Source organism: Streptomyces sp. NPDC047869, from assembly GCF_040704065.1.
Classification (GTDB): Bacteria; Actinomycetota; Actinomycetes; order Streptomycetales; family Streptomycetaceae; genus Streptomyces.
Genome location: NZ_JBEYRK010000024.1, coordinates 110,025 through 124,503, shown reverse-complemented (window position 1 = coordinate 124,503; position 14,479 = coordinate 110,025). Strand labels below are relative to the sequence as shown.

The window sequence follows — 14,479 nt, the reverse complement described above, 5'->3', positions numbered from 1 at the left end:
GTCCTCCAGGGTGCCCAGGTCGGGGTGGACCGCGTCGTGACCGCCCTCGGGCGAGCCGATCGCCCACGGCACCCCGACGTCCTCGGGGCCGGCGGTGAGCGTGTTGTTGCGGCCCTTGCGGAACGTCGTGCCGATCGGATGGATCGGCGGCAGGTAGACGACGTCGAAGCCCATCTCCGCGATCGCCGCCAGACGCCGCTCGGCGCTGCGGAACGTGCCGTGCGGCCGCTGTGCGGTGCCCTCGGAGCGGGGGAAGAACTCGTACCACGAGCCGTACAGCGCCCGCTCCCGCTCCACCAGCAACGGCATCGCCTCGGACGCGGTCACCAACTCCCGCAACGGATAACGGGACAGCACCCCCTCCACCTCCGGAGACAGAGCCGCCGCCAGCCGCCAGGCGGCCGGACGGCCCTCGTCCCGGAGCGCCGCGGCGGCCTCCAGAACGGTCTCGCGCCGTTCCTCCGGCACTCCGGCGGCCGCCCGTTCGTACAGCTGTGCGCCCTCGGTGAGGACCAGGTCGGTGTCGATGCCCGCCGGGATCTTGATCCGTGCGTGGTGCCGCCAGGTGCCGACCGGGTCCGACCAGGCCTCCACCGTGTAAGTCCAGTGGCCGGGCTCGCCCGGCGTGACGGTGGCGCCCCAGCGGTCGGTGCCCGGGGCGAGTTCGCGCATCGGGGTCCAGGGGCCGGGCCGGCCCTCCGGATCGCGTAGCACGACGTTCGCGGCGACCGCGTCGTGTCCCTCGCGGAACACGGTGGCCGACACTTCGAACGCCTCGCCGGTCACGGCCTTGGCGGGCCGGCGCCCGTGCTGGACCACGGGGCGCACGTCGAGGACGGGGATGCGCCCGACGGCCGTGGACCCGGCCGGGGCGGGGCGCTGCTGGGGCGGGCCGGGATCGTGGAGGTTCTCCGCCGGCTTCCCGGCCTTGCTGCCCGAGGTCTTCTTGCCGGCTGTCCTGCTGGTCGGTGGTGACGACGAGTGGTGCGTGGCGGGCATGACCGCTCCTGTCCGCGTCAACGTGGGTGTGGGCGGATGAATATGGGGAGGTGGGTCCTGCGTTCGTGCTGTGGTGTCGCTGTGGGGCGTACCGGGGGAGCCTTCCCATCCGTATCGGGTGGGCAATCCGGCACTTTGTTAACTACTCGCGCGTATGTCTACGTTCAAGACCGGCCCTCTTTTCCGGGTGCCCGCCGACCGCGGCTCCACGCCCCCGGCACCCCCGCCCCGTGACCCCGGCGCGCCCCGACACCCGTCCCGGTACGTCCCCACCGACCCCCCGGTAACCACTACCGTCGACAGGGACGACGAGACGTACAGCGCCGTGCGTCTCACACCACGCAACGCGTCCGAGGTGAGATGTGAAGGCGATCCGTCGGTTCACCGTCCGTCCCGTTCTCCCCGAACCCCTCCGGCCGCTGAGCGACCTGGCGCGCAATCTGCGCTGGTCCTGGCATGCGGAAACGCGCGACCTGTTCCAGTCCGTCGACCCCGAGCGGTGGGCGTCGGCCAAGGGTGACCCGGTGCGCCTCCTGGGCGGAGTGCGCCCGGCCCGGCTGGCCGAGCTGGCCGGCGACCGGCGCTTCCTGCGCCGGCTGACCGCGGTCGTGGACGACCTCGGCGACTACATGGCCGGTGACCGCTGGTACCAGCACCAGGGCGACGGACTGCCCGCCGCGGTCGCCTACTTCTCCCCGGAGTTCGGCATCACGGCCGCGCTGCCCCAGTACTCCGGTGGCCTCGGCATCCTCGCCGGCGACCATCTCAAGGCGGCCAGCGACCTCGGGGTGCCGCTGATCGGGGTGGGGCTGCTCTACCGGCACGGCTACTTCCGCCAGAGCCTGTCCCGGGACGGCTGGCAGCAGGAGCACTACCCGGTGCTCGACCCGCACGAGCTGCCCGTCACCCAGTTGAAGGAGGCCGACGGCACCCCGGCCCAGGTCTCGCTCGCGCTGCCCGGGGGCAGGGCGCTGCACGCCCGGATCTGGCTGGCGCAGGTCGGCAGGGTGCCGCTGCTGATGCTCGACTCGGACGTGGAGGAGAACGACCTCGGCGAACGCGGGGTGACCGACCGGTTGTACGGCGGCGGCAGCGAGCACCGGCTGCTGCAGGAGATGCTTCTGGGCATAGGAGGTGTCCGGGCCGTGCGCACCTACTGCCGGCTCACCGGCCACCCGGAGCCCGAGGTGTTCCACACCAACGAGGGGCACGCGGGTTTCCTCGGTCTCGAGCGGATCGCCGAACTGTGCGCGCGGGGACTCGATTTCGACGCGGCGCTGGAGGCCGTGCGGGGCGGCACCGTGTTCACCACGCACACCCCGGTCCCGGCCGGGATCGACCGGTTCGACCGGGAGCTGGTCGCCCGGCACTTCGGCCCGGACTCCGAACTCCCGGGCATCGACGTGCAGCGGATCCTGGCCCTGGGCATGGAGACCTACCCGGGCGGCGAGCCGAACCTGTTCAACATGGCCGTCATGGGGCTCCGGCTGGCCCAGCGGGCCAACGGGGTGTCCCTGCTGCACGGGCAGGTCAGCCGGGAGATGTTCGCGGGCCTGTGGCCGGGGTTCGACGCCGAGGAGGTACCGATCACCTCGGTGACCAACGGGGTGCACGCCCCGACCTGGGTGGCCCCGGAGGTGCTCCGGCTCGGCGCCCGGCAGATCGGCTCCCAGCGGGCCGAGGACGCGCTGACCGTCGGCGGCTCCGAGCGCTGGGACTCGGTGGCGGACATCGCGGACCAGGACGTCTGGGAGCTGCGCCGCACCCTGCGCGAACAGCTCGTGACCGAGGTGCGGGAGCGGCTGCGCGCGTCCTGGCGGCAGCGTGGCGCCGGGGACGCGGAACTGGGCTGGATCGACGGCGTCCTCGATCCCGACGTCCTCACCATCGGGTTCGCCCGGCGCGTCCCGTCGTACAAGCGCCTGACCCTCATGCTGCGCGACCGCGACCGGCTGATGGAACTGCTGCTGCACCCGGAGCGGCCGATCCAGATCGTCGTCGCGGGCAAGGCGCACCCGGCGGACGACGGCGGCAAGCGGCTGGTGCAGGAGCTGGTGCGGTTCGCCGACGACCCGCGCGTGCGCCACCGCCTCGTATTCCTGCCCGACTACGGCATGGCGATGGCGCAGAAGCTCTACCCGGGCTGCGACGTCTGGCTGAACAACCCGCTGCGCCCGCTGGAGGCCTGCGGCACCTCCGGGATGAAGGCGGCGCTCAACGGGTGCCTCAACCTGTCCGTACTGGACGGCTGGTGGGACGAGTGGTTCCAGCCGGACTTCGGCTGGGCCGTCCCGACGGCGGACGGCGCCGGCACCGACCCCGACCGCCGTGACGACATCGAGGCCGCCGCCCTCTACGACCTGCTGGAACAGCGGGTGACCCCGCGCTTCTACGAGCGCGGCCGGGGCGGACTGCCCGACCGCTGGATCGAGATGGTCCGCCGCACCCTCGGCCGGCTCGGCCCGAAGGTGCTGGCGGGCCGCATGGTCCGCGAGTACGTCGACCGTCTGTACGCCCCCGCCGCCCAGTCGCACCGCGCGCTGACCCCGGACACGGCCCGTGAACTGGCCGCGTGGAAGGCCAGGGTGCGGGCCGCCTGGCCAGGGGTGAGCGTCGACCACGTGGAGACGACGGCCACGACGGCCACCGCGGAACTTGGCACGACCGTGGGGCTGCGGGTACGGGTGGGACTGGGCGAGCTGGAGCCGGACGACGTGGAGGTGCAGGCGGTCTCGGGCCGGGTGGACGCGGAGGACCGCATCACCGAGGCCACGGCGGTGCCGCTGAAGCCGACCGGCAGCCCCGACCTGGAGGGCCGCCGCCTCTACGAGGGCCCGCTCTCCCTGGACCGCACCGGCCCCTACGGCTACACCGTGCGCATCCTCCCGGCCCACCGTCTCCTCACCTCGGCGGCTGAACTGGGCCTGGTGACGGTGCCCTCGCAGGACACGGCGGAGGGAGCGGGGGTGCTGCTGCGCTGATGGCGCGCGGGTCCGGCGGGCGGCGCGTCGCTCAGGCCTCGTCGTACTCGGCGCACAGGCGCTTCAGGACGGTGCCGCAGCGGCGGGCGTAGGCCTGCTGCAAGCCCCGGGTTGCGGGGCCGCCGGCGCGGGCGTACCACTTCTGCGGTCGGCTGAAGGCGGCGACGGTCAGCCAGACCGTGCCGTCACCCGTACGGTCGACCACGAAGGCCTCCTCACCGCATTCGGGGTGGCCTTCGAGGGTGCCGTAGGCCCAGCCCGCGCGCCGGGGGTCCTCGGCGGTCCAGACGACACGGCAGGGGGCTTTGATGACGCCGGCCAGGGTGACCGTGACGTCCACACCGGGGGCGGCGCGGTCGGCGCCGGCGTCGATGCCCACGCCCATGGCGCGGTGCATCTCCCAGGTGAGGACCGCCTCGGCGGCCCGACTGAAGACGGCCGTTCCCTCGCCGAGGCGGGTGCGGACGAGCATCGGGTGGAAACCGGGCGGGCAGACGGTCAGGTCGTCGCGTGTCGCACCGACCGGCTCGTAGGTGAAGGGCGCCTGGGGCATGGGTCAAAAGGGTAGGGCGGTACCCGGGACGACTTCCGACCGGGTACCGCCCAGCTTCACCGGGCCGTCGTCACTTGACGTTGACGGCCGTCCAGGCGGCCGCGACCGTCTTGTACTCGGTGCTGGAGGCGCCGTACAGGGCCGACGCCGCGCTCAGGGTCGCCTTGCGGGCGCCCTTGTAGTCGGTGGTCGACGTCATGTACTCGGTGAGCGCCTTGTACCAGACCTTCAGCGCCTTGTCCCGGCCTATGCCGGTGACCTTGGAGCCGTCGGACGTCGGCGAGTCGTACTTGACGCCGTCGATCGTCTTCGCGCCGCTGCCCTCGGAGAGCAGGTAGAAGAAGTGGTTCGCCACGCCCGAGGACTCGTGCACGTCCTTGTCGCCGACGCCGGCCGACCAGTAGTCGGCGGAGCCGCCGTCCTTGCTGGGCTCGTCCATGTAGCGCAGCGGGGTGCCGTCGCCGTTGATGTCGATCTTCTCACCGATGAGGTAGTCGCCCTTGTCGGTGGCGTTCTTGGCGTAGAACTCCACGCCGGTGCCGAAGATGTCGCTGGTGGCCTCGTTGAGGCCGCCGGACTCGCCGCTGTACTCGAGGCCGGCGGTGTTGGAGGTGACGCCGTGGCTCATCTCGTGGCCGGCCACGTCCAGCGCGGTCAGCGGGTGGTTGTCGCCCTCGCCGTCGCCGTAGGTCATGCAGAAGCAGCTGTCGTCCCAGAAGGCGTTGACGTAGTTGCTGCCGTAGTGGACGCGGGAGTACGCGGCCTTGCCGTCGTTCTTGATGCCGCTGCGCCCGAAGGTGTTCTTGTAGAAGTCCCAGGTGACCTGGGCGCCGTAGGCCGCGTCGGCGGCGGCCGTCTGGTCGGTGGGCGAGGAAGAGGCGCTGCCCGTGCCCCACACGTCGTCCGCGTCGGTGAACAGCGTGCCCTTGCCGCTGGTCTTGCGGGCCAGGTTGGTCGTCTGGTGGCCGCCGCGCGAGGCGTCCTTGAGCTGGTACTTGGAACCGGACTTGCCGGTGCCGAGCGTCACCGTGCCCGAGTACTGGGTCTTGCCGGACCCCGTCTCGACGGCCTGGTGCTCGTACAGCTTCTTGCCGGTGTTGGCGTCGGTGACGACGTGCAGCTCGTTAGGGGTGCCGTCGTCCTGGAGGCCGCCGACGACCGCCTCGTAGGCGAGGACCGGCTTGCCCTCGGCCGCCCAGATCACCTTGCGCGGTGCCGTGTCGGCGGCCGTCTTCTCCGATCCGGCCGACCTGGCGGCGGTCAGCGCCTGCGACTCGGCCTTGCCGGTGGCGATCTTCGGCGTGAGCGAGGCGACCTCGATGGCGGCCTTGGTGTTCTCGGTGACGCCCTCGGCCTTGCCGGACCTGGCGGTGTGGACGATGAGGTCGCCGCCGAGGACGGGCAGTCCGCCGTAGGTGCGCTCGTAGCGGGTGTGCACCGTGCCGTCGGCGTCCTTGACGACGTCCTTGACGACCAGCTTCTCCTTGGCGCCGAGGTCCATCTCCCGCGCGGTGTCGGCGGCGCCGGCCTGGGCCTGCTGGATCAGCGTGGTGCGCGCCGCGGCGGAGAGCTGGACCGGGGCGGCCGACAGGGCGCCGGCGGTGGTGGTGGACCCGTGCGGGGTGTCGGCGTTGGCGTTGAGGGCCACACCGGTGCTGATCAGGGCGCCGGCCGCCACCGCGGTGGCGATGGCCAGCTTGGTGCGCTTTTGGCGCGCGTGAACGGGGCTCACTGAAGCTCCTTGTTCGTGGGGGGTCTCCGGCCGGCGTGGGGGCCGACAGGAGTGTTGTGCTGTGAAGGTGCTGTGGTGCCGCGGCGGTGGGGACAGCCTGACGTGGAGAGCGCGTACATGTCATGCCCCCGAGTGATGTTGGCCGGAAAACTGCTGTCCGGTAACGGCCTCGGAAATGCGTACGGGCACGGCCCGGAGGTGTGAACCCCCGGGCCGTGCCCGTTGTGCGGCGCCGAAACGTCCGGCTCGGTGAACGTCGGCTTCCGGCCAGGGAGTCGGGGCAAAAGGGGAGGGCGGTACCGGGGCATCCGCCCCGGTACCGCCCTCGTCCGGTTCTGCTGCGACTAGTTGACGTTGACCGCCGCCCAGGCCGCGGCCACCGTCTTGTACTCGGTGCTGGTGGAGCCGTACAGGGCCGACGCCGCGTTCAGGGTCGCCGTGCGGGCGCCCGAGTACTTCGTCGTCGAGGTCATGTACGTGGTGAGCGCCTTGTACCAGATCTGCAGCGCCTTGGCGCGGCCGATGCCGGTCACTGTGGAGCCGTTGTAGGTGGGCGAGTTGTACGTCACGCCGTTGATCGTCTTCGAGCCGCTGCCCTCGGACAGCAGGTAGAAGAAGTGGTTCGCGACACCGGACGAGTAGTGCACGTCCTTGTTGCCCACGGTGGAGGACCAGTAGTCGGCGGAGCCGCCGTCCTTGCTGGGCTTGTCCATGTAGCGCAGCGGGGTGCCGTTGCCGTTGATGTTGATCTTCTCGCCGATGAGGTAGTCACCGGCGTCCGAGCTGTTGGCCGCGTAGAACTCCACGCCGGTGCCGAAGATGTCGGAGGTGGCCTCGTTCAGGCCGCCGGACTCGCCGCTGTAGTTGAGGCCGGCGGTGTTCGAGGTGACGCCGTGGCTCATCTCGTGGCCGGCCACGTCCAGCGAGGTCAGCGGGTGGGTGTTGCCGCTGCCGTCGCCGTAGGTCATGCAGAAGCAGCTGTCGTCCCAGAACGCGTTGACGTAGGCGCTGCTGTAGTGGACGCGGGAGTAGGCGCCGACACCGTTGTTCTTGATGCCGTTGCGGCCGAAGGTGGACTTGTAGAAGTCCCAGGTCTCCTGCGCGCCGTAGGCGGCGTCCGCGGCGGCCGTCTGGTCCGTCGAGGAGCTGGAGGCCGCGCCGGTGCCCCAGACGTTGTCGGCGTCGGTGAACAGGGTGCCGGTGCCGGAGGTGCCGCGGGCCAGGTTGTACGTCTTGTGGCCGCCGCGCGAGGTGTCGTACAGCTGGTACGTCGAGCCCGACAGGTTGGTGTTGAGGCTGACGGTGCCGGAGTACAGGGTCTTGCCGGTGCCGGTCGCGTTCTCGATGCCCTGGTACTCGTAGAGCTTCTTGCCCGTGGCCGCGTCGGTGATGACGTGGAGCTGGTTCGGGGTGCCGTCCTCCTGGAAGCCGCCGACGACCGTCTCGTAGGCGAGGACGGGCTTGCCGGAGCCGGCCCAGATCACCTTGCGCGCGCCGTCCGCCGTGGTCTTGGCGGAGCCCAGCGTTCTGGCGGCGCCCACGGCCTGCTTCTCCGCCTTGGCGGCGGTGATCTGCGGCTTGAGCGAGGCCACCTTCACGGCCGACTTGTTGGCCTTGGTGACGCCCTCGGCCTTGCCGGACTTGGCGGTGTGGACGATGAGGTCGCCGCCGAGGACGGGCAGTCCGCCGTAGGTGCGCTCGTAGCGGGTGTGCAGGGTGCCGTCGGCGTCCTTGACGACGTCCTTGACGACCAGCTTCTCCTTGGCGCCGAGGCCTATCTCCCGCGCGGTGTCGGCGGCGCCGGCCTGGGCCTGCTGGATCAGCGTGGTGCGCGCCGCGGCGGAGAGCTGGGTCGGGGCGGCCGCAAGCGGCTTGGCGGCGGCCTCGGCCGCGTTCTGGGCGCTGGCACTGGTGGTCAGACCAGTGGAAAGCAGGGCTCCGGCGGCGACAGCGGTGGCGACGGCCAGAGTGGTGCGCTTGCGACGCGCGTAGAGGGGGCTCACAGAAGCTCCTTCTCGTGGGGGAGTCCGGTCAGCGTGGGGTCACTGTCCGGAGGTGTGATGGGAAGTTGCTGTGCTGTTGCTGCGGCGGTGAGGGAAGAGTGGCATCAGGGACGCGTACATGTCATGACCCCGATGTGATGTTGGCTCAAATCCGTCTGTCCGATAATCGTTTCAGCTATGTAAACGGGCGCCGCCCGAGGGTGCGAACCCCCGGACGGCGCCCTGTTTCCCGGCTCGTGGCGAGCGGTTTACGGGAAGGTCAGCTTCCAGCTGTTGATCTTGCCCGTGTCATATGTGGCTTGATCCTGAACCTTCAACTTCCAGGTCCCGTTGGCCGATTCGGAGGAGGCGTTGACCGTGTAGGTCGCCTGGACGTTGTCCGCCGAGTCGGAGGAGGAGAAGTTCTTCAGGCGGTACGAGGTGCCCGACGGGCCGACCAGGTCGATCACCAGGTCGCCGCGCCAGGTGTGCGTGATGTCCACGCTCACCTGGAGGTTGCTCGGCGCGTTTCCGCTCCTGCCGGAGACGGTGATGTTCGAGGTGACCGCGGCACCGTGGTCCGGGATCGACACCGGAGTGGTGTTCTCGTACGAGGTGCCGCCGCCCCCGCCGCCACCGGAGCGTGCACCGACCGCCACGCCCGCCCAGGCGTCCTGCACGGCCTTGTACTCGGCGCTGGTGGTGCCGTACAGCTCGCCGGCCGCCGCGAGCGTGCCGGTGCGCGCCCCCGCGTAGTTGGTGGTGGAGGTCCACTTGGTGGTCAGCGCCCGGTACCAGATCTGCAGCGCCTTGTCCCGGCCGATGCCGGTGACCGGAAGGCCGTCCGCCGTCGGCGAGTTGTAGCTGACGCCGTTGATGACCTTGGCGCCGCTGCCCTCGCTCAGCAGGTAGAAGAAGTGGTTGGCCGGGCCGGACGAGTAGTGGACGTCGACGCCGCCGATCCCCGAGTACCAGCTGTCCTTGGACGCGCCGTCCTTGCTGGGCTTGTCCATGTAGCGCAGCGGGGTGCCGTCGCCGTTGATGTCGATCTTCTCGCCGATGAGGTAGTCGCCGACGTCGGAGGAGTTGTTGGCGAAGAACTCCACGCCGGTGCCCATGATGTCGCTGGTGGCCTCGTTCAGGCCGCCGGACTCACCGCTGTAGTTCAGGTTCGCGGTGTTGGAGGTGACGCCGTGGCTCATCTCGTGCCCGGCGACGTCGAGGGCGGTCAGCGGGTCGGCGTTGCCGGAGCCGTCGCCGTAGGTCATGCAGAAGCAGCTGTCGTCCCAGAAGGCGTTCACGTACGAGTTGCCGTAGTGGACGCGGGAGTAGGCGCCGACGCCGTTGTTCTTGATGCCGCTGCGGTTGAAGGTGCTCTTGTAGAAGTCCCAGGTGACCGCGGCGCCGTAGTGGGCGTCCGCGCCCGCGGTGGCGGCGTTGGACGTGGTGCCGTTGCCCCAGGTGTCGTTGGTCTGGGAGAACAGCGTGCCGGTGCCCGAGCTGCCGTGGTTCAGGTTGTACGTCTTGTGGCCGCCGCGTGCCCCGTCGGTCAGCGTGTAGTTCGAGCCCGACTGGGTCGTGGTCAGCGTGACCTGGCCGCTGTACTGGGTGTTGCCGATGCCGTTCTTGATCCCCTGGTACTCGAACAGCTTCTTGCCCGTGGCCGCGTCGGTGACGACGTGGAGCTGGTTCGGGGTGCCGTCGTCCTGGAGCCCGCCGACGACCGTCTCGTAGGCGAGGACGGGCTTGCCGGAGCCGGCCCAGACGACCTTCCGCACGCTGTCCGCCGCCGACCGGGTGCCGCCGAGGCTCCTGGCCCGCTGGACGGCCTGCTTCTCGGCCGCGGCCTTCGACACGGACGGGGTGAGGTCCGCGATCCTCAGTGTGGCCCGGGTGGCCTTGACGACCGACTTCGTGGCACCGGACCCGGCCGTGTCGACGACGAGGTCGCCGCCGAGCACCGGCAGTCCGGCGTAGGTGCGCTCGTAGCGGGTGTGCAGGGTGCCGTCGGCGTCCTTGACGACGTCCTTGACGACCAGCTTCTCCTTGGCGCCCAGGCCGATCGCCCGGGCCGTCGCGGCCCGCTGGGCGTCGGCGTGCCGGATCAGCTCGGTGCGCTGCGACGGCGTGAGCCGGAGGGCCACATGGTCCGGATTGACCTTGCCGGCCCGCGGCTGGGCGGGGGCGGCGGTCGCGGCGCCGGACTGGACGGCCGCGGCGATCAGGGCGGCGACGCCGGCGAGGGCGACGGTGGCGGTGCGGTGGTGCCCGGTGTGGGGGGTGCGTCTGCGAGAGGTGCTGCTCACCACTGACTCCTTCTGCATGACCGCGGGTCGCGCGGCCAGGGGAGACCGGACGGTGGGTTGGGACGTCCGGGCCGAACAGGGCGTTACGCGGAACCACGTGCAGGTGCGCGGCGGGCTCACCCGGTGCGTGCGAAGCTGTGCGTTCGCTGTGGGCCGGCCGTTGTGAAGAGTGACAGGGAATCACCTGACCTGTCAGGACCACGTCACGAACTTGGCCGGAAATCGTACGTAGTCCGGATATTCGTGTTCGATATACGAACCGTTGGCCGCGTGGCGGAACGCGGCCCGGCCGGATCGTGCAGGGACGCGTCCCCGGCCGTGCCGTGCGGGGACGCGGGCCGTGCGGGGACGCGGGCCGTGCGGGGCGCGGCCGTGCAGCCGTACGTACCGTCACGGGCCGCCCGCGTCCCGCCGGATCAGTCCGCCGCGGCGTCCCCGTGCCAGGTCCGCCACAGGGACGCGTACGCACCGTCCGCCCGCACCAGCTCCTCGTGCGTGCCCAGTTCACTGAGCCGGCCGTCCTCCATCACGGCCACCCGGTCCGCGTCGTGCGCGGTGTGAAGGCGGTGGGCGATGGCGATGACCGTACGGGACTCGAGGACCGCGGCCAGGGCGCGTTCGGCGTGGCGGGCGGTGCCGGGATCGAGCAGGGCCGTGGCCTCGTCGAGGATCAGGGTGTGGGGGTCGGCCAGCACCACGCGCGCCAGCGCCAGCTGCTGGGCCCGCGAGCCGTCGGTGGGGTGGCCGTTCGGCCCGAGCACGGTGTCGAGCGAGGCGGGCAGGCCACGCACCCAGTCGTCGGCGCCCACCGCGGTCAGGGCCGCCCACAGCGCGTCGTCCGTGGCGTCCGGTTCGGCGATCAGCAGGTTGTCCCGGACCGTGCCGAGGAACACGTGGTGCTCCTGGGTGACCAGGACGACCTGGCGGCGCAGCAGCTCCGGTTCCAGGGACGCGATGGGCACCCCGCCGACCGTCACCGAGCCGGCTCCGGGGGTGTCGATGCCCGCGAGGAGTCTGCTGAGGGTCGTCTTCCCGGCGCCGGACGGGCCGACCACGGCCAGCCGTTCACCCGGCCGCACCGTCAGGTCCACCCCGCGCAGCACCTCACCGCCCCGCTCGTAGGCGTACCGCACCCCGCGCACGTCGATCCGGTCGTCCCCCGGGGCCGGGCAGGCGGCTCCCGGATCCGTCCGGGGGGCCCGCGCCAGACCCTCCACGCGTGCGAACGAGGCGCCGCTGCTCTGCAGTTGCTCCACCCGCATCAGGATCTGGTCCAGCGGCTCCGTGAACTGCCGCAGATACAGGGCCGCCGCCACCACCGCGCCGACCCCCACCGCCCCGCGCTGGTGCAGCCAGCCGCCGAGCAGCAGCACGCCCACCACGGGGACGGTGTACGTCACCTCGACCGCCGGGAAGAACACGGTCCGCAGGTAGAGGGTGTGGAAGCGGGCCCGGCGGGACCGCTCCAGCGCGTCCCGGCTCGCGGTGATCCGCCGCCCGCGCAGCCGGAACGCCTCGACCGTGCGGGCCCCGGCCGCCGTCGACGCCACGATCTCGGCCACCTCGGAGTTGGCCGCGCCCTCGGCGAGGTAACCGTCCCGGGCCCGGCGCAGATACCAGCGCAGCGCCGGCCAGATGGGCGTCAGGCACACCACGCCGAACAGGCCCAGCAGCGGATCGAGCGCGAACACCGCGCCCAGCACGAACAGCGCCTGCACGGTGCTGACGAGCAGCTCCGGGCCGACGTCCCGCAGGGTGGTGCCGACCGTCGCCACATCGGCCGTGCCACGCGCGGTCAGATCACCCGTGCCGGCCCGCTCCACCGCCGACGCGGGCAGCGCCAGCACCCGGTCGACGTACTCCTCGCGCACCCGGGCCAGCGTCCGCTCCCCGAACCGGTGCCCCACGTACCGCGCCCAGCGCGCCAGCAGCAACTGGGCGAGCGCGCACACCAGGATCAGCAGCGCGGGCCCGTCCACCGCGTCCACCCCGTGCCCCGCCCGGACCTCGTCGATGATCCGCCCGACCAGCCACGGCCCGGCCAGCCCCGCCGCGGCCGCCAGCGCGTTGAGCACCAGCGCGGCGGTGAACGCCCGCCCGTCGGCCCGCACCAGCCGCAGGGTCGCCCGCCGTACCCCGGCCCGGTCCGCGACCGGCAGCAGCCCCTCGCCCGCCGTCACCGTACGGCCTCCTCGGTGTTCTCCGTGCTCTCGGTGTTCTCGACGTCGCGCGCCACCAGCGCCCGGTAGCCCGGCTCCTCGGCCAGCAGCCGCCGGTGCGGGCCGCCGGCCGCCACCTTGCCGTCGGACAGGAACAGCACCGTGTCCGCGCGGTCCAGCACCAGTGGCGAAGTGCTCGTCACCACCGTCGTACGGCCCTCGCGCGCCGTCCGCAGCCGCTGTGCGACGGTGGCCTCCGTGTGCGCGTCCAGCGCCGAGGTCGGCTCCACGGCGAGCAGCACCTCGGCGTCGGCCAGCAGCGCCCGCACCAGCCGGATCCGCTGCCGCTGGCCGCCGGAGAGGCTGCGGCCCTGCCCGGCGACGGCCGAGTCCAGACCGTCCGGCAGCCCCCGTACGACGTCCTCGGCGGCGGCCGCGTACACCGCCCGGCGCAGCGCGGCCTCATCGGCCGGCTCCGCGGTGGCCACCGTCTCCCTGAGCGGCCCGGCGAACAGGTCCGCCTCGTTGTCGGCGACCAGGATCCGGGACCGCACCTCGGCCAGCGGCACCGCGTCCAGTCGGACCCCGCCCCAGGTGGCGTCGGTCGCCCCGTACCGGCCGAGCCGGTCCACCACCGCCGCCGCCTCGGCGGGACGCGCGGCGGCCAGCACGACCAGCCGGCCGGCCGGAACCCGCACCCCGGACGCCGGGTCGTGCAGTTCGGCCGGACCGTCCGGCGCGGGCAGCGAGCCCTCGTCCGGCTCCGGCTCCAGCCGCAGCAGCGCCACCACCCGGCGGGCCGCCACCACACCCCGGTTCAGCTGGTAGGTCAGCTCGATGAAGAACGCCACCGGCACGATCAGCACCGCGACATAGCCGTACACCGACACCAGCTCACCGATGCTGATGCCGCCCTCGGCCGCCTGCCGCGCCGCCAGCCAGGTCACCACCGCCAGGAACAGCGTGGGCACGCCCATGCCCAGCGCCTGCACCCAGCTCGCCACCGCCCCCACCCGGTACCCCTGGGCGCGCAGCCGTTGCGAGTCCCGGCGGAAGGCGTCCGCGAACAGCCCCTTGCCACCGAAGCCGTTGAGGACCCGCAGCCCGCCCGCGAGATCCCCGATACGGGCCGCCAGCACGCCCTGGCGCTCCCGGTACTCGCCCTCCGCGCCCTGCAGCCGCAGTGTCAGCGGCCCGGTGAGCAGCGCGATCACCGGCACCCCGAGCAGCACCACGGCGGCGAGCGGCGCCGAGATGGACAGCAGCACCCCGGCCACCACCACGTAGACCACCAGCGAGCCCACCCCGGGCCCGACCACGGTCAGCGCCTGCGCGATGGTCTGCACGTCACCGACCCCGATGGTGACGACCTCCCCGGCCCCGGCCCGGCGCGGCAGCGCCGCCCCCAGCCGCGCCGCGTGCTCCACGACCAGCTTCACCGTGCGGAAGTTGGCGTCCATCCGCACCCGGGTCATGGTGCGGTGCCGCATGATGCTCACCCAGGAGTTCACCCCGCCGACCACCAGCATCACGCCGGCCCACGCGGCCAGCACCCCGGTCCGGCCGGGCACCAGACCGTCGTCCACCGCCCGCGCCATCAGATACGGCTGCGCGGCCATCAGCACCATCCACACGCTGCCCAGCAGCGCGCCCACCAGCGACCGCACCTGCTGGCGCAGCACCAGCCAGCCCAGGAAGTGCCAGCCGCCGCGGATGTCCGGTGTGCCCGGATCCTCGTACGCGTCGATCAACCTGCCGCCCCCGTCC

Annotated in this window: 8 protein-coding genes; 1 reads left to right on the top strand and 7 read right to left on the bottom strand. The window is 72.0% G+C overall.

The annotated features are described in order from the left end of the window. Window positions 1-999 (bottom strand): maltotransferase domain-containing protein (locus tag AB0924_RS27320; RefSeq protein WP_366912781.1); only part of this gene is annotated, 999 nt, incomplete at its 3' end. A gap of 362 nt (window positions 1,000-1,361) precedes the next feature. On the opposite strand from AB0924_RS27320, the gene AB0924_RS27315 reads away from it, so the two are divergent. Continuing rightward, window positions 1,362-3,980, top strand: coding sequence for a glycosyltransferase family 1 protein (locus tag AB0924_RS27315; RefSeq protein ID WP_366912780.1), 2,619 nt, complete (start codon window positions 1,362-1,364; stop codon window positions 3,978-3,980). 31 nt (window positions 3,981-4,011) lie between these two features. On the opposite strand, the gene AB0924_RS27310 is transcribed toward AB0924_RS27315, so the two are convergent. From AB0924_RS27310 to AB0924_RS27285, 6 genes are all read right to left on the bottom strand, one after another. Continuing rightward, window positions 4,012-4,533: a DUF1990 domain-containing protein gene (locus tag AB0924_RS27310; RefSeq protein WP_366912779.1), complete on the bottom strand. Its 522-nt coding sequence runs from the start codon at window positions 4,531-4,533 to the stop codon at window positions 4,012-4,014. A gap of 70 nt (window positions 4,534-4,603) precedes the next feature. Beyond that, window positions 4,604-6,265: a M4 family metallopeptidase gene (locus tag AB0924_RS27305; protein ID WP_366912778.1), complete on the bottom strand. Its 1,662-nt coding sequence runs from the start codon at window positions 6,263-6,265 to the stop codon at window positions 4,604-4,606. Between the two features lie 344 nt (window positions 6,266-6,609). Then, window positions 6,610-8,268 carry a M4 family metallopeptidase gene (locus tag AB0924_RS27300; protein WP_358935517.1) on the bottom strand — a complete coding sequence of 553 codons (1,659 nt, stop codon included), beginning with the start codon at window positions 8,266-8,268 and terminating at the stop codon, window positions 6,610-6,612. A gap of 248 nt (window positions 8,269-8,516) precedes the next feature. Continuing rightward, on the bottom strand, window positions 8,517-10,556 hold the full coding sequence (locus AB0924_RS27295; protein WP_366912777.1) for a M4 family metallopeptidase: 2,040 nt from the start codon (window positions 10,554-10,556) through the stop codon (window positions 8,517-8,519). Between the two features lie 413 nt (window positions 10,557-10,969). After that, complete coding sequence (locus tag AB0924_RS27290; protein ID WP_366912776.1) at window positions 10,970-12,733, bottom strand: ABC transporter ATP-binding protein; 1,764 nt, start codon at window positions 12,731-12,733, stop codon at window positions 10,970-10,972. Beyond that, on the bottom strand, window positions 12,730-14,463 hold the full coding sequence (locus AB0924_RS27285; protein WP_358935523.1) for an ABC transporter ATP-binding protein: 1,734 nt from the start codon (window positions 14,461-14,463) through the stop codon (window positions 12,730-12,732). The genes AB0924_RS27290 and AB0924_RS27285 overlap by 4 nt, the downstream gene beginning before the upstream one ends. Window positions 14,464-14,479 lie beyond the last annotated feature (16 nt).